The organism is Pantoea sp. QMID4, from assembly GCF_030270445.1.
GTDB classification, from domain to species: domain Bacteria; phylum Pseudomonadota; class Gammaproteobacteria; order Enterobacterales; family Enterobacteriaceae; genus Pantoea; species Pantoea vagans.
In genome coordinates this window covers 228684-252958 of sequence record NZ_BSXL01000006.1, presented here as the reverse complement: position 1 = coordinate 252958, position 24275 = coordinate 228684, and the positions used below count along the sequence as shown (strand labels likewise).

The 24275-nt window shown below is 53.4% G+C and carries 21 protein-coding genes, 3 tRNA genes and 1 other RNA gene; 12 read left to right on the top strand and 13 right to left on the bottom strand.

What is annotated here, in order from left to right; translation table 11 throughout:
* Positions 1–23: 23 nt before the first annotated feature.
* Both rprA and ydiK read right to left on the bottom strand, forming a co-directional pair.
* Positions 24–131, bottom strand: an RNA gene (rprA, locus tag QSK07_RS15340) — antisense sRNA RprA.
* Between the two features lie 292 nt (positions 132–423).
* Positions 424–1542: an AI-2E family transporter YdiK gene (gene ydiK / locus QSK07_RS15335; protein WP_502921722.1), complete on the bottom strand. Its 1119-nt coding sequence runs from the start codon at positions 1540–1542 to the stop codon at positions 424–426.
* A 205-nt stretch (positions 1543–1747) separates the two neighbouring features.
* Between ydiK and ydiJ the strand changes: the two genes are divergently transcribed.
* Positions 1748–4801 carry a D-2-hydroxyglutarate dehydrogenase YdiJ gene (ydiJ, locus tag QSK07_RS15330; RefSeq protein ID WP_285721882.1) on the top strand — a complete coding sequence of 1018 codons (3054 nt, stop codon included), beginning with the start codon at positions 1748–1750 and terminating at the stop codon, positions 4799–4801.
* A gap of 33 nt (positions 4802–4834) precedes the next feature.
* Here ydiJ and QSK07_RS15325 read toward each other — a convergent pair whose 3' ends face one another.
* Entirely contained in the window at positions 4835–5239 is a 405-nt protein-coding gene (locus QSK07_RS15325) for a hypothetical protein (protein WP_285722007.1), read from the bottom strand.
* Positions 5240–5627: 388 nt separating this feature from the next.
* On the opposite strand from QSK07_RS15325, the gene sufA reads away from it, so the two are divergent.
* The 7 genes from sufA to QSK07_RS15290 are packed head-to-tail and all read left to right on the top strand — an operon-like array spanning position 5628 to position 12291.
* Entirely contained in the window at positions 5628–6002 is a 375-nt protein-coding gene (gene sufA, locus QSK07_RS15320) for a Fe-S cluster assembly scaffold SufA (protein ID WP_285721881.1), read from the top strand.
* Positions 6003–6009: 7 nt separating this feature from the next.
* Positions 6010–7503, top strand: coding sequence for a Fe-S cluster assembly protein SufB (gene sufB, locus QSK07_RS15315; RefSeq protein ID WP_285721880.1), 1494 nt, complete (start codon positions 6010–6012; stop codon positions 7501–7503).
* A 42-nt stretch (positions 7504–7545) separates the two neighbouring features.
* Positions 7546–8292, top strand: a complete 747-nt coding sequence (gene sufC / locus QSK07_RS15310; RefSeq protein ID WP_013357697.1) for a Fe-S cluster assembly ATPase SufC — start codon at positions 7546–7548, stop codon at positions 8290–8292.
* Positions 8267–9547 (top strand): Fe-S cluster assembly protein SufD, encoded by a 1281-nt coding sequence (gene sufD, locus QSK07_RS15305; RefSeq protein WP_285721879.1) that lies wholly within the window; start codon positions 8267–8269, stop codon positions 9545–9547. Before sufC ends, sufD begins: the two co-directional genes overlap by 26 nt.
* Entirely contained in the window at positions 9547–10770 is a 1224-nt protein-coding gene (gene sufS, locus QSK07_RS15300; RefSeq protein WP_098053047.1) for a cysteine desulfurase SufS, read from the top strand. The genes sufD and sufS overlap by 1 nt, the downstream gene beginning before the upstream one ends.
* Before the next feature lie 21 nt (positions 10771–10791).
* Complete coding sequence (sufE, locus tag QSK07_RS15295; protein WP_033732484.1) at positions 10792–11208, top strand: cysteine desulfuration protein SufE; 417 nt, start codon at positions 10792–10794, stop codon at positions 11206–11208.
* 57 nt (positions 11209–11265) lie between these two features.
* Positions 11266–12291: a L,D-transpeptidase family protein gene (locus QSK07_RS15290; protein WP_098050742.1), complete on the top strand. Its 1026-nt coding sequence runs from the start codon at positions 11266–11268 to the stop codon at positions 12289–12291.
* An 80-nt stretch (positions 12292–12371) separates the two neighbouring features.
* On the opposite strand, the gene QSK07_RS15285 is transcribed toward QSK07_RS15290, so the two are convergent.
* From QSK07_RS15285 to QSK07_RS15260, 6 genes are all read right to left on the bottom strand, one after another.
* A complete protein-coding gene (locus QSK07_RS15285) occupies positions 12372–12608 on the bottom strand; it encodes a major outer membrane lipoprotein (RefSeq protein WP_009090492.1) in 237 nt (78 codons plus the stop codon).
* A gap of 303 nt (positions 12609–12911) precedes the next feature.
* Positions 12912–14324 (bottom strand): pyruvate kinase PykF, encoded by a 1413-nt coding sequence (pykF, locus tag QSK07_RS15280; RefSeq protein ID WP_098050741.1) that lies wholly within the window; start codon positions 14322–14324, stop codon positions 12912–12914.
* A gap of 341 nt (positions 14325–14665) precedes the next feature.
* Positions 14666–14742: transfer RNA gene (locus tag QSK07_RS15275), tRNA-Val, on the bottom strand.
* A gap of 11 nt (positions 14743–14753) precedes the next feature.
* A tRNA-Val gene (locus QSK07_RS15270) sits at positions 14754–14830 on the bottom strand.
* 3 nt (positions 14831–14833) lie between these two features.
* Positions 14834–14910 (bottom strand) — tRNA-Val (locus QSK07_RS15265).
* A gap of 152 nt (positions 14911–15062) precedes the next feature.
* A complete protein-coding gene (locus QSK07_RS15260; RefSeq protein WP_098050740.1) occupies positions 15063–16436 on the bottom strand; it encodes an MATE family efflux transporter in 1374 nt (457 codons plus the stop codon).
* A 202-nt stretch (positions 16437–16638) separates the two neighbouring features.
* On the opposite strand from QSK07_RS15260, the gene QSK07_RS15255 reads away from it, so the two are divergent.
* A complete protein-coding gene (locus QSK07_RS15255; protein WP_285721878.1) occupies positions 16639–17298 on the top strand; it encodes a riboflavin synthase subunit alpha in 660 nt (219 codons plus the stop codon).
* Positions 17299–17638: 340 nt separating this feature from the next.
* Here QSK07_RS15255 and cfa read toward each other — a convergent pair whose 3' ends face one another.
* Complete coding sequence (gene cfa, locus QSK07_RS15250; protein WP_285721877.1) at positions 17639–18787, bottom strand: cyclopropane fatty acyl phospholipid synthase; 1149 nt, start codon at positions 18785–18787, stop codon at positions 17639–17641.
* Positions 18788–19097: 310 nt separating this feature from the next.
* Positions 19098–20300: a purine nucleoside transporter PunC gene (gene punC / locus QSK07_RS15245; protein WP_285721876.1), complete on the bottom strand. Its 1203-nt coding sequence runs from the start codon at positions 20298–20300 to the stop codon at positions 19098–19100.
* A gap of 107 nt (positions 20301–20407) precedes the next feature.
* Between punC and punR the strand changes: the two genes are divergently transcribed.
* Positions 20408–21313, top strand: coding sequence for a DNA-binding transcriptional activator PunR (gene punR, locus QSK07_RS15240; RefSeq protein ID WP_285721875.1), 906 nt, complete (start codon positions 20408–20410; stop codon positions 21311–21313).
* Here the strand turns inward: punR and purR are convergent.
* On the bottom strand, positions 21310–22335 hold the full coding sequence (gene purR / locus QSK07_RS15235; protein ID WP_013357708.1) for an HTH-type transcriptional repressor PurR: 1026 nt from the start codon (positions 22333–22335) through the stop codon (positions 21310–21312). The two genes, punR and purR, sit on opposite strands and share 4 nt — an antisense overlap.
* A gap of 281 nt (positions 22336–22616) precedes the next feature.
* Here purR and cydH point away from each other — a divergent pair, with 281 nt between their 5' ends.
* A complete protein-coding gene (gene cydH / locus QSK07_RS15230) occupies positions 22617–22706 on the top strand; it encodes a cytochrome bd-I oxidase subunit CydH (protein ID WP_095707274.1) in 90 nt (29 codons plus the stop codon).
* 46 nt (positions 22707–22752) lie between these two features.
* Here cydH and QSK07_RS15225 read toward each other — a convergent pair whose 3' ends face one another.
* Positions 22753–23562 carry a C40 family peptidase gene (locus tag QSK07_RS15225; protein ID WP_285721874.1) on the bottom strand — a complete coding sequence of 270 codons (810 nt, stop codon included), beginning with the start codon at positions 23560–23562 and terminating at the stop codon, positions 22753–22755.
* Positions 23563–23926: 364 nt separating this feature from the next.
* On the opposite strand from QSK07_RS15225, the gene QSK07_RS15220 reads away from it, so the two are divergent.
* Entirely contained in the window at positions 23927–24262 is a 336-nt protein-coding gene (locus QSK07_RS15220; RefSeq protein ID WP_179291196.1) for a Grx4 family monothiol glutaredoxin, read from the top strand.
* The last annotated feature ends 13 nt before the right edge of the window (positions 24263–24275 follow it).

Genomic DNA, 24275 nt, shown 5'->3' with positions numbered 1-24275 from the left:
GTTTATAGCGGGTCATATTCAGGCAAAAAAAAAGCCCATCACAGGGGATGGGCAAAGACTACACACAGCAATTCTTTACTCTACTCAGGGGAATCAGGTTGTCTGAAAATCAATAGCTTGATTTCGAACATAGGAAACATGTTATTCATACCACTGGCTGGCGTCTTTAAGAATCCTCTTATTAGTTTAAAGCCGATAATCTTTTGTCACCTTTACTTCGCCGTTTGACTTAAGAAACAGTGCAGAAAGTAATCTTTTTTAGGCCGGAAAGGGCAAATAAAGGCCAAAGATGGCTTTTTTCTTAAAAATCGCTAATGGAAAACAAAATCTGACGAGTCTCTGAGTAAGGGTGCGGTTAATCATCATTAACCGCACTAATCAATGCTCACAGGATAGAGTGACACAGCGTGTCATTGCTGTGAATCAGACGGCTGGCGGGGTACCCTCATGATCGGCCAGGGCCTCCGCCACGGCCAGTGGGTCATTATCGGGAGCTGGCGCTTCATGAACCCAGACGGAAACCAGACGGTAGGAAACAGCCAGCACCACCGGCCCAATAAACAGACCAATCATGCCGAAGGCAAACAGGCCACCTATTACGCCAGAGAGAATCAGGATCATCGGCAGATCGGCGCCCATTCGGATTAACATCGGACGCAGGACGTTATCCATCGTGCCCACCACACAACTCCAGACCAGCAGCACGGTTCCCCAGGTGGTATCGCCGCTCCAGTAGAGATAGATAATGGCCGGAACCAGCACCAGCAGCGGGCCGAGCTGAACCAGACAGCAGAAGATCATCAGCACCGTTAACAGCGTGGCATAGGGAATGCCAGAGATCGCCAGACCGATACCGCCCAGCACGCCCTGCACCAGTGCCGTCACCACCACGCCAAGCGCCACGGCACGAATAGACTGTGCCGCCAGCAGCACGGCGGCATCACCGCGTCGTCCCGCCATGCGGAAAGCAAAGTGACGGATGCCCTGGGCAGCCTGTTCGCCACGCCAGTAAAGCAGCACACTGAACAGCAACATCACGCCCAGATGGATCATAAAGCGGCCGAAATGACCGGCCTGCGCGACAAAAAAGCCGGTAGTGCGGCCAATGTAGGGCTGGATTTTGGCCATGATGCCGGCCCCGCCACTCGCCACCAGCGTGTCATAACTGACATAAAGCTTTTTGCCGACCATCGGCACATCCCTGAGCCACAGCAACTGCGGCATCGTATGTCCCTGGGTAACCCAGGCGATGACCGGGGCACTGTTATCGATCAGGCTGCTGACCAGCAGTGCGATAGGAATGATAAACAGCAGCAACAGCAGCATTGTCATCACGATCACCGCCAGCGAACGGCGTCCCCACAACAGGCGCTGGAATTTCAGCATCAATGGCCAGGTCGCAATTACCACCATACTGGCCCAGGCAAAGCCCAGAATAAACGGCTGCACCACCCATAAACAGGCGACAATCAGCAGCAAAATGAACATCAGGGTGAAGAGTATTTGCGGTAAATCCATATCCCGGTACTGGCTTTTCATCATTGACTCATAACCTCGTCTTAATCCTTCATTTCAGGGCATTCGGATGCCCGTTTTTATCATGATCTATTTGACAGGGTTTAAACAGCGTCGCGGAGAAAGGTTTTTGTCTTTTCTGAAAAAAGGGCAGCCGCAGAAAAAATATGATAAAACGAGAAATCGCTCACGTATAAACGCAAACGTTTACAACACCTTCGGTCAGACAATCATGATCCCACAGATTTCGCAGGCACCAGGCCTCGTTCAACTGGTGCTGACGTTCCTTGAGTCGCTGAAAGAGCAGGGTTTTACCGGCGACATGGCGACCAGCTATGCCGATCGTCTTTCACTCTCCACCGATAACAGCATCTATCAATTGTTGCCCGACGCGGCGCTCTTTCCGCGTTCGACGGCCGACGTTGCGCTGCTCGCTCGCGTGGCCGGAGAAGCACGCTTTACCAGCCTGGTATTTACCCCGCGCGGCGGCGGCACTGGCACTAACGGTCAGTCGCTGAATCAGGGCATTGTGGTGGACATGTCGCGCTACATGAACCGCATTCTGGAGATCAATACCGATGAGGGCTGGGTGCGGGTCGAAGCCGGCGTCATCAAAGATCAGCTGAATGCCTGGCTGAAGCCTTTCGGCTTTTTCTTTTCACCTGAACTGTCCACCAGTAACCGCGCTACGCTGGGCGGCATGATCAATACCGACGCGTCGGGTCAGGGCTCGCTGGTTTATGGCAAAACCTCAGATCATGTACTGGGCCTGCGCGCCGTGCTGCTGGGCGGCGATATGCTTGATACGCGACCAATGGCCACCGCGCTGGCTGAAACGCTGGCACAGACGGCAACCCCCGAAGGCCGTATTTATCAGCAGGTGCTGACGCGCTGCCGTGAGCACCGGGATCTGATTCTGGAAAAGTTTCCCAGGCTGAATCGCTTCCTGACCGGGTATGACCTGCGCCACGTTTTTAGCGACGATATGCAAACCTTTGATCTGACGCGCCTGCTATGTGGCGCTGAGGGCACGCTGGCTTTTGTCACTGAGGCGCGTCTCGATATCACCCCGCTGCCGAAAGTGCGACGGCTGGTGAACATTAAATATGACTCCTTCGATTCTGCCCTGCGTAACGCGCCTTTAATGGTAGAAGCGCAGGCGCTGTCGGTTGAGACCGTTGACTCCAAAGTGCTGAACCTGGCGCGGGAAGATATCGTGTGGCACTCGGTGCGCGAATTGATTGCTGACGTACCCGATAAAGAGATGCTGGGTCTGAACATCGTTGAGTTCGCCGGTGACAACCCCGCAATCATCGATCAGCAGATCGAAAAACTGTGTGCCCGGCTTGATGCGCTGATGCAGCAGCAGCAGGGCGGCGTAATTGGCTATCAGTTTTGTAACGATCTGGCGGGCATTGAGCGCATTTATAACATGCGTAAAAAAGCGGTAGGTCTGCTGGGAAATGCTAAAGGCCGGGCTAAACCGATTCCGTTTGTCGAAGATACCGCCGTTCCGCCGGAAAAACTGGCGGACTACATTGTCGAGTTTCGCGCGCTGCTCGACAGCCACGGCCTGAGCTACGGCATGTTTGGTCACGTCGATGCAGGCGTCCTGCACGTGCGTCCGGCGCTGGATATGTGCGATCCGCAGCAGGAGATGATGATGAAACAGATCTCCGACGAAGTGGTGGCGCTGACCGCGCGCTATGGCGGCCTGCTGTGGGGCGAACATGGTAAAGGGTTCCGTGCCCAGTACAGTCCGGCATTCTTCGGCGAGACGCTTTTTAATGAGTTGCGTCGCATCAAAGCGGCCTTTGACCCGCTTAATCGTCTGAATCCTGGCAAAATCTGTACGCCCTTTAACAGCAACGACGAAATGATGCAGGTTGATGCTGTGAAGCGTGGAACATACGATCGGCAGATTCCGTTAACGGTCCGTGATGATTGGCGTGGAGCGATGGAGTGTAATGGCAACGGGTTATGTTTCAATTTTGATGCCCGCAGCCCGATGTGCCCGTCAATGAAGATCACCCGCAACCGTATTCACTCGCCAAAAGGGCGGGCAACGCTGACGCGGGAGTGGCTGCGGCTGCTGGCCGGGCAGGGCGTCGATCCGCTGGCACTCGAAAAGCAGCTGCCGGAAAACAGCCTGTCGCTACGCGGGCTGATCGCCCGTACCCGCAACAGCTGGCACGCCAGTAAAGGGGAGTATGACTTCTCGCACGAGGTGAAAGAGGCGATGTCGGGTTGCCTGGCCTGTAAAGCCTGCTCCACCCAGTGTCCGATTAAAATTGACGTGCCTGCATTCCGCTCGCGCTTCCTGCAGCTCTACCACACCCGTTATCTGCGCCCGCTCAGCGATCACCTGGTGGCGGGGGTCGAAGGGTATGCGCCTCTGATGGCGAAGGTGCCAAAAGTATTTAACTTCTTCCTGCGCCAGCCGTGGGTGAAAGAGTTAAGCAAAACGCATATCGGCATGGTCGATCTGCCGCTGCTTTCTTCCCCTAACCTGAAACAGCAGCTCAGTGGCCATCCCGCCATGAACATGACGCTGGAACAGCTGGAAGGACTGTCAGCCACGGAGCGCGCCAGCTATGTGCTGGTGGTACAGGATCCCTTTACCAGCTTCTATGAGGCACAGCTGGTTAACGATTTTGTCAGGCTGATTGAGAAGCTGGGTTATCGCCCGGTGCTGCTGCCTTTCTCGCCAAACGGTAAAGCGCAGCACGTGAAAGGCTTCCTGCAACGTTTCGCCCGCACGGCAGCCCGTACCGCTGATTTTCTTAATCGGGTCGCAAAACTGGAACTGCCGATGGTCGGCGTTGATCCGGCTACCGTGCTCTGTTATCGCGATGAGTATCATCATACGCTGGGTGAATCGCGCGGCGATTTCAACGTATTGCTGGTGCATGAATGGTTAGAGCGTGCCCTGGCAGAACGTGAGGTGCAGGCCACGGGCGGGGAGTCCTGGTATCTGTTTGCGCACTGCACTGAGGTAACAGCACTGCCTTCAGCGCCCAACCAGTGGCAGGCGATTTTCTCCCGTTTTGGCGCAAAACTGGAGAACATCAATGTAGGTTGCTGTGGCATGGCGGGCACGTATGGCCACGAAAGTCAGAATCTCGAAAACTCGCTGGGGATCTATGCGCTCTCCTGGCATCCGCAGCTTCAGCGACTGCCGCGTCAGCGCTGTCTGGCCACTGGCTATTCATGCCGCAGCCAGGTCAAGCGTGTGGAAGGCAACGGCATGCGCCATCCGCTTCAGGCATTGTTAACGCTAATGTAAAAAAATTGTGCGCGACGTCACGTCGTGGCTGGATTAGAATATCCAGCCTGCGTGGCGCACGAAGTCACTTTGCAGCACGGTGGCTTTGTTCCACTCTCCGACCATGGCCAGTTGATGGCAGAGGCGGGTCAGAGACAATCGCGCCAGTTGGTAGGCCTGAAGGCGAAACAGCCGATCGCGATCGTTGTTTCCCATCTCATGCACCAGCCGGTGATGCAGTTTACCCATCGCATGAAGGTAACTCTGGTCGTCACCGTTCAACTGGCAGACTTCTGCCATATCCTGACAGGCATCGTTAAACTGACGTAGCTGATGAATCGTGCAGTCGGCCCGGTCGAGTTTTGCCTGCGCCATATAAAAGTCGACGGTGATATCACGCACCGAAAACTGGTATTCGTCGATTTTATGCTGCAGCCAGGCGGAGACAGAAAGCATTATGGCGTCATCCTGAATGTTAATGATAATAATTATCATATTCATCTATGACGGGATTGCAATTGCGGGACAGAAAAATTTATCGATTTATCCTGCCTGTCGGTATAATCGGAAATAACAATCTGTTTACATCAGAGAAAGGCGTAACCTATCAATAAGCATTTTTGTCAAAAATGGTTATTTCAAATAGAGTGATTTATTAATAGGTTATCACTGGCTTATTGAGGCTGACTCTGTTCATACAGGATGAACGAAAGCAACTATGCTTAATAATTGAGCGAATAAAACAGCACAAGATGATTATCCCTGCAAAACAAGAGGTTGAAGTGATGGGTCAGATCACTACCATAGGGGGATAGCCTGAAAAGGTCCGGACTCAAGAGGTATCAACATGGCATCTGTTAATACAGACTCTTTCTCACCCGACGATTTTGTCTGGAAAGGTCTGACGCTGACTGAAACCGCAGCGCAACAAATTCTCAATCTGGCCACTCAGGACCCTGAAGTCAAGGGACTGCGTCTGGGCGTAAAACAATCCGGCTGCGCCGGATTCGGCTACGTCATGGATCTGGTGAAAGAACCCGTCGAAGACGATCTGCAGTTCTCATTCCACGGCGCAACGCTGTTTGTGCCGCTACAGGCGATGCCATTCGTTGATGGCACTGAACTGGATTACGTTCGTGAAGGCCTGAATCAGATTTTTAAATTCAATAACCCTAAAGCTCAGCACGCCTGCGGGTGCGGTGAGAGCTTTGGCGTCGAGTAAGTGAAATATGTCACGACACAGCGAAACATCTGACGATGTACAAATCTGGGAAGGTAAGCTCAACTACAAAGAGGGCTTCTTTACCCAACTGCAGACCGAAGAATTTGCCAACGGCATCAATGAAGATGTGGTGCGGGCGATCTCGGCCAAGCGTAACGAGCCAGAGTGGATGCTGGAGTTTCGTCTTAAAGCGTTTCGTGCCTGGCTTGAAATGGAAGAGCCGCACTGGCTAAAAGCGCACTACGAAAAACTCGACTACCAGGATTACAGCTACTACTCCGCGCCCTCCTGCGGTAACTGCGATGACACCTGTGCCTCAGAGCCGGGTGTGACCCAGGCTTCAGGCAGCGCGCCAGCCAGCGACTACCTGACGCAGGAAGTAGAGAGCGCCTTTAATCAGCTGGGTGTGCCGGTGCGTGAAGGGCGGGAAGTGGCGGTTGACGCCATTTTTGACTCCGTTTCTGTGGCGACCACCTATCGTGGCAAGCTGGCGGAGCAGGGGATTATCTTCTGTTCATTCGGCGAAGCGATTCAGGAACACCCGGAGCTGGTGAAGCAGTATCTTGGCACAGTGGTCCCGGCTAACGATAACTTCTTTGCGGCGCTGAACTCGGCGGTGGCCTCTGACGGCACCTTCGTTTATATCCCGAAAGGAGTTCGCTGCCCGATGGAGCTGTCGACCTATTTCCGCATCAACGCGGCGAAAACCGGTCAGTTCGAACGCACCATCCTGATTGCCGATGAAGACAGCTACGTCAGCTATATCGAAGGTTGTTCAGCCCCTGTGCGTGACAGCTATCAGCTGCATGCCGCCGTGGTGGAAGTGATCATCCATAAAAATGCTGAAGTGAAATATTCGACCGTTCAGAACTGGTTCCCTGGCGGCGAAGGCGAGGGCGGTATCCTCAACTTCGTGACCAAGCGTGCGCTGTGTGAAGGTGACCACAGCAAGATGTCCTGGACCCAGTCTGAAACCGGTTCAGCGATCACGTGGAAATACCCGAGCTGCATTCTGCGCGGGGACTACTCGGTGGGTGAGTTCTACTCAGTCGCCCTGACCAGCGGTCGTCAGCAGGCCGATACTGGCACCAAGATGATCCACATTGGTAAGAACACTAAATCGACCATTATCTCTAAAGGAATTTCGGCCGGTAAAAGTCAGAACACCTATCGCGGCCTGGTGAAAATTATGCCAACCGCCACCAATGCCCGTAACTTTACGCAGTGTGACTCAATGCTGATTGGCCCTGATTGCGGCGCACATACGTTCCCGTATGTCGAAACCCGCAACAATACCGCCCAGCTTGAGCATGAAGCCACAACTTCACGTATCGGCGAAGATCAGATGTTCTACTGTCTGCAACGCGGTATCAGTGAAGAAGACGCCATCTCGATGATCGTGAACGGCTTCTGTAAAGACGTATTCTCGGAGCTGCCACTGGAATTTGCCGTGGAAGCCCAGAAATTGTTAGCCATCAGCCTTGAGCACAGTGTGGGCTGATGCCGTCACACGCCTTGCCGGAAGCAATGTGAAGGAATAAGAATGTTAAGCATTAAAGATTTGCAGGTCAGTGTTGAAGATAAAGCCATTCTGCGTGGCCTGAATCTCGAAATTAAACCGGGCGAAGTGCATGCCATCATGGGGCCAAACGGCTCCGGTAAAAGTACGCTGTCAGCGACGCTGGCTGGCCGTGAAGATTATGAAGTGACCGGCGGTTCAGTCAGCTTTAAAGGTAAGGATCTGCTGGAACTGGCCCCTGAAGAGCGTGCCGGTGAAGGCATCTTTATGGCCTTTCAGTATCCGGTAGAGATTCCGGGCGTCAGCAACCAGTTCTTCCTGCAAACCTCGGTTAACGCGGTGCGTAAATATCGTCAGCAGGATGAACTGGATCGCTTCGATTTCCAGGACTTCATAGAAGAAAAAATTCATCTGTTGAAGATGCCGGAAGATCTGCTGACCCGTTCCGTTAACGTTGGCTTCTCCGGTGGTGAGAAGAAGCGTAACGACATTCTGCAGATGGCGGCGCTGGAGCCGGAGCTCTGCATTCTCGATGAAACCGACTCCGGTCTGGATATCGATGCACTGAAAATCGTCGCGAATGGCGTTAACAGCCTGCGTGATGAGAAACGTGCCTTTATTATCGTGACCCACTACCAGCGTATTCTGGATTACATCAAGCCAGACTTCGTTCATGTTTTGTATCAGGGTAAAATCGTGAAATCTGGCGACTTCTCGCTGGTGAAACAGCTGGAGGAGCAAGGTTATGGCTGGCTTACCGACGAAGAGTGATTCTGCGCTGCAACAGTGGCATCATCTGTTTGAATCGCGCGGCGACGTGCGTTCTCTGCAGGCACAGCAGCACTGGCAGCAACTGATGCGTGTTGGTCTGCCAACCCGCAAGCATGAAAACTGGAAGTACACGCCGCTGGACACCCTGCTGTCCCAGCAGTTTGTGCTGCCCGATGCGCCGCAGACCCTGAGCGCTGAACAGGTTGATTCACTGGCGCTGCCGCTGGACGCGATCCGTCTGGTTTACGTTGACGGTCAGTTCCAGCCCGCCTTCAGCAGCCGCGACGTCGAACTGTTTGAGGTCCAGCACAGCGTGGCCGCCGAGCGCCGTCCGCTGCCCGCTGCGGTTCAGCCGGAAGTCTTCCTGCACCTGACAGAGAGCCTGGCAGAAGAGGTAACGACCCTGCGTCTGGCACGCGGTAAAGCCGCTGCCCGTCCGGTCTATCTGCTGCATATCACCAGCGGTCAGCAGACGGGCATGAACACGGTTCATTACCGCCATCACCTGCAGCTGGAAGAGAGTGCTGAAGCGGAAATCATTGAGCACTACGTCTCTCTGGATGAGCGCGCCCATTTCACCGGCACGCGCTTTACCTTTGCGATCGGTGACAATGCGAAACTGACTCACACCAAGCTCGCTTTTGAAAGCAGCGCCAGCTATCACTTTGCGCATAACGATCTGGTGGTTGGAAACGATGGCCAGGTCAGCAGCACCAGCTTCCTGCTGGGTGCCGGCCTGTCGCGTCACAACACCAGTACTCAGTTGAATGGCGAAAATACCACGCTGGCAATTAATAGCCTGGTACTGCCGGTGAAACAGGAAGTAGCGGATACCCGTACTTACCTGGAGCACAACAAAGGCCACTGTATCAGCCGCCAGATGCATAAAACCGTCGTGCGTGACAAAGGGCGTGCTGTGTTTAACGGTCACATCAAAGTGGCACAGCATGCGCTGAAGACCGACGGGCAGATGACCAATAACAACTTGTTACTGGGCAAGCTTTCTGAAGTCGATACCAAACCGCAGCTCGAAATTTACGCGGATGACGTTAAATGCAGCCACGGTGCTACCATTGGTCGTATCGATGATGAGCAAATGTTCTATCTGCGTTCTCGCGGTATTGAGCAGGATGCGGCGCAGACCATGATTATTCATGCGTTTGCAGCCGAACTTACCGAGACACTTGAAAATGAAGTGATGCGTCAGGCCGTACTGCAGCGTATCGCACAACGTTTTCCCGGAGGCGACGTATGATGAACTTCGATCTCGAACGCATCAGGGCTGATTTTCCTATCCTGAAGCGTGAGGTCAACGGTCATCCGCTGGCCTATCTTGACAGTGCAGCCAGCGCACAGCGTCCCCTGTCGGTGATTAACGCCGAGAGTCATTTCTATCAGCACGGCTATGCGGCCGTGCATCGTGGTATCCATACGCTGAGCCAGCAGGCGACAAGCGATATGGAGAACGTGCGCGATCAGGCTGCCCGTTTCATCAATGCCGGGTCCCAGGAAGAGATTATCTTCGTTAAAGGCACCACCGAAGGCATCAACCTGGTGGCGAATACCTGGGGCAGCAGTAACCTCAGGTCTGGCGACAACCTGATCATCACGGAGATGGAGCATCACGCCAATATCGTGCCGTGGCAGATGCTGGCGCAGCGTACCGGCGCAGAAGTGCGTGTCCTGCCCTTAAATGACAACGGTGAACTGGCGCTGGAGCAACTGGCGGGGTTGATTGACAGCCGCACGCGTTTGCTGGCCGTGACGCATGTGTCAAACGTGCTCGGCACCGTTAACCCGGTTAAAGCCATCGTTGCCCAGGCAAAAGCCGCTGGTGTAATTACGCTGGTGGATGGCGCGCAGGCCGTGATGCATGACAAAGTGGATGTGCAGGATATCGGCTGCGACTTCTACGTCTTCTCCAGCCATAAACTCTACGGTCCGAATGGCGTCGGTATTCTCTATGGGCGCAAAGCGCTGCTGGATGAGATGCCACCGTGGGAAGGCGGCGGTTCGATGATTGGTCAGGTCATGCTGCCCACCGGCACCACCTGGAACAGTGCACCATGGCGTTTTGAAGCAGGTACCCCGAACACCGGGGGCATTATCGGCTTTGGCGCGGCGATGGCCTATGTGCAGTCGCTGGGACTGGATACCATTCATCAGCGCGAGACAGCACTGATGAACTATGCGCTCGATAAGCTGGGCACCGTTCCGGATATTCAGATCTACGGCCCGCAGTCACGTGCCGGTGTTATTGCCTTCAACCTGGGCAAACATCATGCCTTTGATGTCGGCAGTTTCCTGGATCAATACGGTATTGCCATTCGCACCGGACATCACTGTGCGATGCCGCTGATGCAGCACTACAATGTCCCGGCGATGTGCCGTGCCTCCTTCACCTTCTATAACAGTGAAGAGGAAGTGGATCGTCTGGCTGCTGGTTTGACGCGTATTCATCGTCTGCTGGGCGGCTGAACAGTTTTTACGGAGTCACTGATGGCGAATTTGCCTGAAAAAGAGAAACTGGTTCGCAACTTCAACCGTTGTGCTAACTGGGAAGAGAAGTACCTCTACATTATCGAACTGGGTTCAAAGCTTCCGGAATCTTCTGAAACGTTGCACCAGCCGGAAAACGCGATTTCGGGTTGTCAAAGTCAGGTGTGGATCAGAATGACCCCGCAGGCAGATGGCACCATCGCATTTGAAGGTGACAGCGATGCTGCTATTGTTAAAGGTCTGATTGCAATTGTCTTTAGTCTCTATCAGAACCTGCCGCCCGCCGAAATTCTGGCGCTGGATGTGCGCCACTGGTTTGGCGAACTGGCCCTGGTGCAGCACCTTACGCCCACCCGTTCGCAGGGGCTGGAGGCGATGATTCGGTCTATTCGCCATACCGCTCAGAACCTCAGCTAAGTTACACTCGACAGACGCCATCCGGCGTCTGTTTTTTTTATCTGACGAGAAAATTGCATGAAACCTGCTTTACGTTTAGCCGGTGCATTGCTGCTGACCTGCTTTGGGCTCTCTGCACCCGCATTCGCCACTGAATACCCGCTGCCACCGCCTGACAGTCGCCTGATTGGCGAAAACGTGCTGACTCAGGTTCCTGATGATAAACAACCCCTGGAATCAATCGCGGCCCGCTACCAGGTCGGGCTACTGGGCATGCTGGAGGCGAATCCCGGCACCGATCCCTGGCTGCCCAAAGCAGGTACCCAGCTGACGGTGCCGCTGCAGATGATCCTGCCTGATACGCCGCGCGAAGGGATTGTGGTGAATCTGGCCGAACTGCGTCTCTACTACTATCCCAAAGGGGAAGATAAGGTCATCGTCTATCCCATCGGCATTGGTCAGCTGGGGGCGGCAACGCCGGTGATGGTGACCCAGATCAGCCAGAAAATCCCGAATCCCACCTGGACGCCCACCCCGAACATCCGCAAGCGTTACGCCAAAGAGGGCATTACGTTACCTGGCGTGGTGCCCGCGGGCCCGGATAACCCGATGGGGCAGTTTGCCATGCGTCTGGCGCGTGGCACTGGCCAGTATCTGATCCACGGCACTAATGCGAAATTTGGCATCGGCATGCGGGTCAGTTCAGGCTGCATCCGTCTGCGTTCAGAGGACATAGAAGCGCTGTTTAATGCAGCCCCCAAAGGAACGCGTGTTCAGATCATCAATCAGCCGGTTAAGTACGCGGTGGAACCTGATGGAAAACGCTATGTGGAAGTGCATCAGCCACTGTCGCGTAATGATAAAGACGATCCGCAGACCATGCCCATTGCGATCGGCAGTGACCTGAAGAAATTCGTGAAGAGTGAGAAGAGTGATAGCGCGCTGATTAAAGCCAGCTTAACGCGACGCTCAGGCATGCCTGTACTGGTCAGCAGTGGCGAACCAGTGCAGAGTGATACCGTGCCGCCTGCGGGGGTGGAGAGTGCCTCTGCGGACGCGAATAGCCCGGATGTGCAGGCCGAAGGTAAAGCTGCGCAGCCCTGAACGGATGAGTGCCTGAAAGGGCACTGAATTCCGGGCAAAAAAAATGGCGCCTTAAAGGCGCCATTTTTAAACCAGAACTCTTACTTACGGTAAGAGTGAGCCTGGTTGTCCAGACGCTGGTTAGCGCGAGCTGCGTCATCTTTAGCAGCCTGAACGTCTGAACGCACTGCGTTCACGTCGTTGCTCAGCTGGTCAACTTTAGCGTTCAGAGTCTGAACGTCTGAAGACAGCTGGTCGATTTTAGCGTTGCTTGAGCAACCAGCCAGCAGAGTTGAAGCCAGAACTACCGCGCCCAGTACCAGTTTAGTACGATTCATTATTTATACCCTCTAGATTGAGTTAATCTCCATGTAGCGTTACAAGTATTACACAAAGCTTTTTAAGTTGAGAATAAATTTTTGATGAGAAGATGCTTAAATTTGATCGTTCGCTCAAAGAAGCAGCGAATCCCAGAATATGATAAAAAAATTTAGCGAAAACAGAGGGATTTAATCGGATTAACCTTAATATTAAGAGTATTTGAATAGTTATTTTCGATTGGAATTTTTTGGGATTTGGGTTAAGCAGAAATAAAAAAAGCGCCTCATTGAGGCGCTTTAAAATAAGGGCAAAAAAGAGTTTTACAGTACGTGTACAGAGGCGGTGTTAGTGGTTCCGCTTGGTACTAATGCTCCTGATACCAGCACCACAACATCACCTTTCTGGCCATAACCACTTTCCAGCGCCGCTTCTTTACCCAGACGATAGAAATCATCGGTTGAGGCGATTTCATTGACCAGACGCGTCTCAATCCCTTTGCTCAGGATCAGCTGACGTGCTGTGGTCTGATTGGTAGTCAGTGCAAGAATGGTGGCGTTAGGGAAATATTTACGAACGGCTTTAGCAGACTTACCGCCTTCGGTCGCGACCACAATCAGTGGCGCTTCCAGCTTCTCAGCCGTCTCTACAGCACCCCGGCAGACTGCTTCGGTGATACGCAGTTTGCGGGTATCGTTCTGGCTGTCGATGCGTGATTTCATGACGCGGTCGGTACGCTCACAGATGGTTGCCATGATGGTGACCGACTCCAGCGGATAACGACCCTTAGCGCTCTCACCAGACAGCATGACTGCATCGGTACCGTCGAGGATGGCGTTCGCCACGTCACCGGCTTCTGCACGGGTAGGGCGCGGGTTCTTGATCATTGAATCAAGCATCTGCGTCGCGGTGATAACGACTTTGCGTGCTTTATTACATTTTTTAATCATCATCTTCTGCGCGAAGATAACTTCTTCGACCGGGATCTCAACACCCAGGTCACCACGCGCAACCATGATGCCGTCTGACGCTTCGAGGATTTCGTCGAAGTTATTCAGGCCTTCCTGGTTTTCGATTTTAGAGATGATCTGGATATGCTCGCCGCCGTGCTGTTTCAGGTGCTCACGAATTTCCAGTACGTCTGAACGCTTGCGGATGAAAGAAGCGGCGACAAAGTCTACACCCTGCTCACAACCAAAAATCAGGTCGCGCTTGTCTTTTTCAGCCAGTGCTGGCAGCTGGATGGAAACGCCTGGCAGGTTAACGCCTTTGTTCTCACCCAGATCGCCATTGTTCAGGACTTTACACACGACAGTATTTTCAGTGACCTCGGTCACTTCCATGCCAATCAGACCATCGTCGACCAGTACGGTGTTACCAATTTTCAGGTCGGCTGTGAAACCCGGGTAGGTCACCGCAACGCGCTCACTGTTGCCGATCACACTCTGGTCGGTGGTGAAGGTAAAGGTCTGGCCCGCTTTCAGCGCTGCATCGTTGCCGCCTTCCAGTTTCATGGTGCGGATTTCAGGGCCTTTGGTGTCCAGCAGAATAGCCGCCTGACGACCGGTTTTTTGGATGACGGCACGCATATTAGTAATGCGTTGACCATGCTCAGCATAGTCGCCGTGAGAGAAGTTAAGACGCATAACATTCATGCCCGCTTCAAGCAGTTGAGTCAGCATCTCTTCGGATTCGGTTTTCGGGCCGATTGTACAAACGATTTTAGTCTTTTTCATGACGGATTTTCTGTAAGTTGTGATGGATGAATAAGGGCGAAATCCGATGGCAGCGCATCGAAGTGAAAATTCTGATTGAGACTGAAATGGGCAGTACTGAGTAAGAATAGGTGACGAAGGCCAGGCGTGCAGGGAAGTTGTGCGGTTACGGTTGGTAACCACGCTGTTGTTGCGCAAATCATTTGAGTTATCGCAGTAAGCACGTGATCGCTGAAACCTTTCAAGTAAGCAACGCGGGACAGTATAGACGCTAAGTATGCGAAAACCAATCAAAAAGCAGAGGGGGAAGCGATGCAGATCAATAAATGGGAGAGTTGCGCAAGCTGAAGAAATTCTGAAAGTGGTGCGCTCTAATGGACTCGAACCATCGACCCCCACCATGTCAAGGTGGTGCTCTAACCAACTGAGCTAAGAGCGCATACTGAATAGTGGTGCGTCCGAGTGGACTCGAACCACCGACCCCCACCATGTCAAGGTGGTGCTCTAACCAACTGAGCTACGGACGCACTTGGTGCGCTCTAATGGACTCGAACCATCGACCCCCACCATGTCAAGGTGGTGCTCTAACCAACTGAGCTAAGAGCGCAACATGCTGTCAGGGCGACAGCGGGGACGAATATTAACGGCAGTGCAGAAGCCTGGCAAGGGGAAAATAGTTTTTTCGCCATGACTGAGCAGCAACTGTGCTAACCGTCGTTTTTTTCGTCATTGCGGGCCATAAATAGCCCGCTTTTGTGGTTATCGCGCCGCGCGCGCCAGGATGATTTCCGCAGGTGACCGCTGTAAGCGTCTGATGCGCCAGATCATCATGACTGCCGCCGAGGTCAGACCGATAATAAAGCCGCACCAGAAGCCCGCAGGCCCCATCCGGGGCACCAGCCAGTCGGTCAGCGCCAGCAGATACCCGGCGGGCAGTCCCAGCAGCCAGTAAGCGATAAAGGTAATAAAGAAAATGGACCTGGTGTCTTTATATCCACGCAGGATCCCGCTGCCAATCACCTGTATCGAGTCCGAGAACTGATAAATCGCTGCCAGCAGCATCAGCTGCGCCGCCAGTGTGACCACTTCGGGGTTGTCGTTATAGAGCAGGGCAATCTGATGACGAAACGTCACGGTAAAAATCGCGGTCAGCGCTGCCATGCTGATGCCTACACCCTGGGCGGTCCAGGCGGCGACTCTTGCCTGCTCGGTAGAGCCCTGGCCCAGACGATAACCGACGCGGATGGTGGTCGCGACGCCCAGCGACAGGGGTAATACAAACATCAGTGAACTGAAATTCAGCGCAATCTGGTGACCGGCCACGTTCACAATCCCCAGTGGCGAAACCAGCAGGGCCACAACGGCAAACAGCGTGACCTCAAAGAACAGCGCCAGTGCTACCGGCAATCCCAGCGTCATGAGACGGCTCAGAATCGGACGCGAAGGCGGCGACCAGCGACTCTCCATCCGGATATCGCGCATGCTGCCCATCCGACGCACCCAGAAGCGCATGCAGATAAACATCACCCAGTAGACCGATGCCGTTGCCACACCGCAGCCGATACCGCCCAACGCGGGCATGCCGAAGTGGCCGTAGATAAAGACATAGTTCAGCGGGATGTTAAACATCAGGCCCAGAAAGCCCAGCACCATGCCGGGTTTGGTTTTCGACAGCCCCTCGCACTGATTTCGCAGCACCTGAAAGAAGAGATAGCCTGGCGCGCCGAACAGCAGGGCATGCAGATAGCCCTCGGCTTTAAACGCCAGCGCGGGATCGATGTCATGCATCGCCCGGATAAGATAACCGGCGTGCCACAGCAGCACCATAATCAGCAGCGAGACAAAAAAGGCGAGCCAGTAGCCCTGGCGGATCTGTTCGCCGATGCGTTCGCGGCGGCCTGAACCGTTGAGTTGCGCAACGGTGGGCGTCAATGCAAGCAGAAGACCATGACCAAACAGGATGGCCGGAAGCCAGACAGAGGTGCCGACAGCAACGGCGGCCATATCCGTGGCGCTGACTGCGCCGGCCATAATGGTATCCACAAATCCCATTGCGGTTTGGGCCACCTGAGCAAGGATGACCGGAATCGCAAGGGCCAGCAATTGACGCGCTTCTGTTAAATACTTCTGCACGTTAACACCTGACTTATTGAATGAATTAAAAGGGCAGAAAAGCCCGGGGAATTGCGCGAACCAGTGTAACCGGGGTAACAGAATTCGCCAATCTTTGTCACACAATGCGTTTTGAACCCTATTAAAGGGGTGAGGTGGGGTGAAATCTATCAGCCGTCCGGAGCTGTGATAAACTAGCGTAAACTTCGCAGAGGCAAAGACTATGTTTACCGGTATTGTGCAGGGCACCGCAGAAATCGTGTCCATTGAAGAAAAAGAACTGTTTCGTACCCATACTGTCCGATTGCCGGAAGAGCTCCTGCCGGGTCTGGCGCTGGGCGCATCCGTAGCCCATAACGGATGCTGCCTGACTGTGACGGCAATCGAAGGTGATCGCGTCAGTTTTGATTTAATTAAAGAGACATTGCGCGTGACTAACCTTGGCGATTTACGCCAGGGCGATGTGGTGAATATTGAGCGTGCAGCGAAATTCAGCGACGAAATAGGCGGTCATCTGATGTCAGGTCATATTATGACCACCGCTAAAATCTGCAAAATTATCCAGTCAGAACACAATCGCGAAGTCTGGTTTAAAATACAGGATCCGATGCAGATGAAATATATTCTGCATAAAGGTTTCGTCGGCATCGACGGCATCAGCCTGACGGTAGGTGATGTGACGAAGACCAAATTCTGCGTCTATCTGATTCCTGAAACGCTGGAGCGCACGACTCTGGGCGCGAAGACCTTTGGCGACCGGGTCAACATTGAGATCGATCCGCACACACAGGCGATTGTAGAGACCGTTGAACGGGTGTTAGCGCAGCGCGATGCCGCGGCGGCGATGAGTATGCTGACCGGCCAGCCTGCCTCTGAAAGTTGATACAGGGCGTGTAAGCGCCGCTGGCAGCCAAACCGGTTTTAATCTGTGAGAATTATAAGAGCTCAGGGCGCAGGGTATTGGGTCAGAAGAGGAAAGCGTCCCGCCGCCCGGATAAAACGCCGGGAGCGTTTTTGAACAACGCAACGCGTTGGCCCGTTTAAGTGTGCACTTCAGGTATGACGTGCGTAATCACGCGGGCCGGGCATGTCAGGGATGACGGGTTTTGCGATTTTCCGATCTGCCCCCGTTCCTTGCGCAACGCTCCCTGTTAAAGCAAAACAGGCCCTTTGTTTCAGGTCCTGGGCCGGAGGAGCTTCGTAATTACCCGCGAGTTAACTCCCTACCGCGCCACCCGTAATCCACCCTCAACACCGCGACTGAATACAATCTGCCACAGCTGTATATCGCGCGCCCGGAAGGCGCCGGCGCAGGCATTCAGATAATAGGAGAACATTCGCTTAAAGCGTTCGCCGTAGTTATCTGCCAGCTCCGGCCAGGCCTGCAAAAAGCGCTCATGCCAGGCCATCAGCGTTTTGTCGTAATCAGCCCCGAGGTTATGCCAGTCTTCCAGAATAAAATGCGGCTCGCTGGCATCTGCCACGTGACGCACTGAAGGCAGGCAGCCGTTGGGGAAGATATATTTGTCGATCCAGGGATCGACGCTCATATCGGTTTTAATCGCGCCAATGGTGTGAAGCAGAAAAATTCCGTCAGGCTTTAAATTACGATCGACCACATCAAAATAGGTGGCGTAATTCTTCGGCCCGACATGCTCGAACATGCCGACTGAAACGATGCGATCAAACTGCTCATTCAGATCGCGATAATCCTGCAACAGAATCGTGACGTCTAATCCGCTACAGCGCTGCTGCGCCAGTTTCTGTTGTTCGGCGGAAATCGTCACGCCATGCACGTTAACGCCATAATGACGTGCGGCAAATTCCGCGAGTCCGCCCCAGCCACAGCCGATATCCAGCAGCGACATGCCAGGTTCCAGCGCTAATTTACGGCAAATCATATCCAGCTTGGCTTCCTGCGCTGTAACCAGGGTCGTAGCTTCTTTCCAGTAACCACAGGAGTATTGCATATAGGGGTCGAGCATCAGTGAAAAGAGATCGTTACCCAGGTCGTAGTGCTCTTTACCGACAATCCAGGCCCGCTTTTTCGACTGCAGATTGGTTAAGCGGGCAGCGGCAATGCGCAGCGTATCTTTAAAGTGGTACGGGAGTTGCTGTTCGAGCTTATGTTTCAGCACCTGATGGAAAAAAATATCCAGCCGATCGCAATCCCACCAACCATCCATATAGCTCTCACCGAGCCCAAGCGATCCCTCCTGCAGAACACGCTTAAAAAAGCCGGGATGATTGATATGAATATCCCAGGGACGTGAACCGTTAATTTCAATGTTCGCTTTTTCCAGCATTTCGTGGACGATGCGATACCAATGGTTTTCTTCAGGGCTCACTGCTTCTGCATAAGATGAACTCATAGCTTTTCCACCACCTGTCCAATCTGAACCTGAACAAAGAGTAGTCAATTTCGTCAGGCATTGAGAAACGGTACGGATGACTCCGCACACCGGTTGACTGTGTGATACAGAGGACTGGAATAGCCTGCAGCAGGTCGGACAGAGTAAGAATAACGCGCACGAATACCGTCCCGGCAACAGGGTGCCAATCAGATTATTACGTTGTTATATTGTTGATTTATTACAGATTTGTTGACCCGAAAGAGTATATGCTCACTCGGGTCAATATTCAATGACTTATTGTTAGGAAGCTAACTAAAAAGTCAGTGTGTCAGTGATTATCCTGGCAGGCAGGTTGCGCAGAGGCAACAACAGTTTGTGCGCTTGCGGTACGCTGCATGGCATAACCCATCAGCGCCAGCAGAATCGTCACCGTCATCATCAGCGTAGTGGTAAACAGTGCATGCGTTAATCCGGCAGAAACTGCCAGGCTTGCTGCGAAGCAGAGTCCTAGCTGCAATGTGTTCTGCAATGCGGCCGCTTTACCGGTGGCATGCGGGAAGGGCGTCAGTGCACTGGAAACCACAATTGGATAAATTGCGCCGTTAGCCAGCGCCATACCGCAGAACGGCACCATGAGGCTCACCAGCGTGCTACCGCCTGACAGCGCGACGGCGAACAGCGCCAGAATGCTCAGGCTGTAAATGCCCAGCAACCACGGTAACAGCTGAGCGCCATTAAAGCGGTTAAGAAGGGCGCGACAGCCGAATCCGCCAATCAAAAAGGCGAGCGTCTGGGGCACATAACTCAGACCGATATCGGCGGGTGAAAGGCCCATATCCGCCAGAATAAAAGGCGAGCCGGTCAGCCAGGCAAAAAAACTGGCTGAACAGGCGGAGTAGATCAGCACGTTGCCGCTGTAAACCCGTGATTTCAGCAGGGTGAAAAAGCCAGGCTGGGCTCCCTTTTTGCGTGTTTCCTGGCGTACGGTGGGCAGACGCAGTGTGGTCAGAATTAATGCCACCGCAATCAGCGTCAGCACCAGGAAAATCGAACGCCAGTGGAAATGGCCGATCAGCCAGGCACCCAGCAACGGGGCCAGCGCCGGGGAGAGCGCAACCAGCGGCATAATCGTTGCAAAGACTTTGTTAGCGCGCGCGGCAGGATAGCGATCCACCACCAGCGCCTGCCAGCTCACGGCCGCAGCACAGACGCCAATCGCCTGCACAAAGCGCAGCGCCAGCATCAGATAGATATCATTCACCCACAGCATGCCCGCACAGCCGATGCCAAACATGGCCAGTCCGGCCAGCAGCACCGGTTTACGGCCAATACGATCGGAAAGTGGTCCCCAGAAGAGCTGTCCACAGGCGAAACCCGCCAGGAAGAGACTCATACTGGCGCTGATCAGGCCCGGTGAGGTATTAAACGTTTGCTGCATCGCACCAAAGGCGGGCAGATACATGTCAGTAGCTAAAAAGCCGAGCATGCTCAGCAGGGCAAGGTAGGGCATAAATCCTTTATTCGACAGCATCTCATTCTCATTTTTGCAGGATAAACGCGGCAGAGTGTAAAAGGTGCGTTTGCCGCTGTGAAACGGTAATATTTGCCGGTTGCTGTTAAAATTTTTGAAGGCAGATTATGTGGTCAGAATATGCATTAGAGGTCGTTGACGCGGTCGCTCGTGGAGGTAGTTTCAGCGCCGCCGCGCAGGAGTTGCATCGGGTACCTTCTGCTATCAGCTACACGGTGCGTCAGCTGGAGAACTGGCTGGCAGTGCCGCTGTTCGAACGCCAGCATCGCGAAGTGGTGCTGACGCCAGCAGGTGAACATTTCGTCCGGGAGGGGCGCAGCATCATCAAAAAAATGCTTGCCACCCGGCGGCAGTGTCAGCAACTGGCCAACGGCTGGCGCGGGCAGCTCAGCATTGCCGTTGACTGTATCGCTAAACCTCAGCGCACCCGACAGCTGGTTAAAGATTTCTATCGCCACTTTCCTGATATGGAACTGATCATCAGCTATGAAGTCTTTAACGGTGTCTGGGATGCACTGGCCGACGGTCGGGTGGAAGTCGCGATTGGGGCTACCCAGGCGATTCCGGTAGGCGGACGGTTTGCGTTCCGCGATATGGGTAGGCTTAACTGGCGCTGCGTGGTCGCGCCCGATCATCCTCTGACGCAGGCGAACCAGATCGATGATGACACGCTGCGTAGCTGGCCGTCACTGGTGCTGGAAGATACATCACGCGCACTGCCGCGTCGTATGACATGGACGCTGGATAACCAGCGCAGGCTGGTGGTGCCGGAGTGGCAAACCGGACTGGAATGCGTGCAGGCAGGCTTGTGTGTGGCGATGGTACCGGGTCATCTGGCCAGGCCATTGCTTGACAGCGGCGAGCTGGTCGAACTGACGCTGCCGGTAGCATTTCCGGATAGTCCCTGTTGCGTCAGCTGGGCAGAAGATCGCGCATCACCCGCGACAGGCTGGTTGCTCAGCTATCTGGGTGATGCGCAAACGCTTAATAAGGAGTGGTTAAGCGAGGATTAGCGCCGATAGTCGCGGAACGGACCATCTGCCACTGAACGGCGCTCAATCAGCGTCGGATGGACTTCAATCGTTTGTGACACTTCGCGCTTACTGGTGATGCGGTCAAGCAGCATATCCAGCGCTTTCTCACCAAGCTGAGCTTTTGGCTGATGCACCGTGGTCAGAGCAGGGGCGAAATAGCGGGCGTTGCGCACATTATCATAGCCGATGACCGAAATATCCTGCGGCACGCGCAGACCCATCTCGTCGGCGGCGCAAATGGCCCCCATCGCCATGATGTCACCGCCGCAGAACACCGCCGTAGGGCGTTGTTTCTGTGACAAAATCTGCTGCATCGCCTGATAGCCCGACTCCGGCTCAAAGTCACCCTGTACAATCCACTCCGCGCGCGGCTGAATACCCGCTTCTTCCAGCGCCTTCAAAAAACCGGCATGCCGTCCGCCACCGGTGTTACGCTCCATCTGACCGGGGATGGCTCCAATATCACGGTGTCCACGTTCAATCAGATAGCGTCCCGCCAGATAGCCCCCCTGGAAAGCATTATCCAGCACCGTGTCAGTGAAGTCGGCGCGCGATTCGCCCCAGTCCATCACCACCATCGGGATATTGCGGTTCTCTTCCAGCATCTGCAGCAGATCGTCCGGATATTCAGAGCACATCACCAGCAGACCATCGACGCGCTTCTGCGCCATCATGCTGAGGTAGGCGCGTTGTTTTTGCAGGTCGTTATGCGCATTACCCAGAATCAGCGTATAGCCTTTATCAAAACAGTGATTTTCAACCGCTTCAATAATTTCAGCGAAATAGGGCGCTTCGCTGGAGGTGGCAAGCAGGCCCAGCGTTTTGGTGTGGTTTACTTTCAGGCTGCGCGCCACAGCACTTGGCGAGTAGTGCAATTCTTTAATTGCCTGCCAGACCGCCTCGCGTGTTTCTTCAGCGACAAAGCGAGTTTTATTGATGACATGCGAAACGGTAGTCGTTGAGACGCCAGCACGTTTCGCCACATCTTTGATTGTTGCCATGAAAATCGGACTCCGGTGCTTACCTAACTCTATGATAAGCTTAATGTTAAACGTTTGCGTCTGCTCAGGGTTTTTTCCGCACAAATGCGGCTTTTCTGGCCGGTAAACAGGCGACTGGCTGAGAAAAAACGCCTGAAAAGATGCGCAAACGGAATCAGGGTTGCGCGCGTTGCGCAACAAAGGCGAGATTCTAACAAGGCTCAACGGATAAAACGAGATTTTTACCGGACCCTGTGGGAAAATGCCATATCCCTGCAAAGTGTGTGACTAAGGAGCAAGCAATGAGTACCGATTTGAAACTGGCTTTGATGACCACTGTCGGCTGTCTGCTGATGATTGTGGCCTTTAGTTTTACTGCCATTCTGCACTAATAAAAAAGCCGGGACTATCCCGGCTTCTTTCGGACTATAGTGCTGCTCAGCGAATGGTTTTCGGCGTCATCACCCGACGTGCACCAATATAGTGACGCTGCCAGTAATCTTCCCCTAATGCACTGATCTGAATATCTTTTCCGGTACGTGGCGACTGAATAAACTTGCCATCGCCCAGGTAAACGCCGACGTGGTCCGCAGTGCCGCGGCCATTAATACGAAAGAAGACCAGATCGCCTTTCTCCAGCGACTCACGCTTGATCGGCGCGGCATCACGCAGGTGATACATCTCATTAGCGGTACGCGGGATCTTAAATTTCACCAGATCTTTATAGGCATACCAGACGAGGCCGCTGCAATCGAAACCGGTATGTGGAGAGGTGCCGCCCCACTGATAGGGTTTACCCAACTGCCCCATCAGCTTAGTCATTGCGGTCTCACGCGCCTTCTGATAGCGCTGACGGTGGGATTTGCTCATTTTAATCGTGCCTGGCTCGCTGGTGGTGACCTCAGCGGTTTTCAGCTGGCGCTGATGCCCATAGCGTTTCTTCTCTTTATTTTTTTCTTTGGTTTTGCTGATACGGGCAGTTTTGAGCGAGGTCTTCTTAGCAGGCGTCTGTTTAGCAGTGAGTTCGACTTTTTTCAGTTTTTTCGTTTTAAGTTTTTGATCAGGGCTGAGACGAGTTTTTTTCGTCACCGTTTTTACCGGGCGACGCTTGCGGCGTTCATCGTCGCGCGCACTCTTTTTCTCTGTTTTATGCGTACTGACGTTCACCGGCGCGTGAGGTGACGCAGCGGCGATGTTGAAAAACAGTTGCGCAAAGGCCAGCATAAAAAGCGTAATGATTAAACGCATAGTCCATTAATGAGTTAAGTTGTCAGGGCCACTACGCACCGCGACAAAGTTGAGATTAATCTGATCCGGGATCAGTGCCCAGGCCATTCTAGTCCAGTTCGCTTAAAAACTGTAATGCCTTTTAATGTTAATCTTTGCAGCCCGCGTAATTGCACTGAAAATGAACATTTTCAGCATCTTATACAAACGTAATTATTACGAATTATTAAACTGTTACCAGCTGTTAATACCTGAAGTTAAATGTCCTGCGCGCGGGACTTAACAATGATGGTCATTTAATCGGGCAGCGAGCAAAATCTCATTTTCAGTCACGTCGCGAAGTCGCTACAATAAACAAACACGAAGTAACGAATTAAGGAAGGCAATTATGAGTACTGTAGAAAAAATTCAGCGCCAGATCGCAGAAAACCCGATCCTGCTGTACATGAAAGGTTCCCCGAAACTGCCAAGCTGCGGTTTCTCTGCACAGGCGGTGCAGGCACTGTCAGCCTGTGGTGAGCGTTTTGCTTACGTGGATATTCTGCAGAACCCGGACATTCGTGCTGAGCTGCCGAAATACGCTAACTGGCCGACCTTCCCACAGCTCTGGGTGGATGGTGAGCTGGTTGGTGGATGCGACATCATCGTCGAGATGTTGCAGCGTGGTGAACTGCAGTCGCTGATCAAAGAGACCGCAGAAAAATTTAAAGAAGCAGAATAAAAAAAGGCCGACA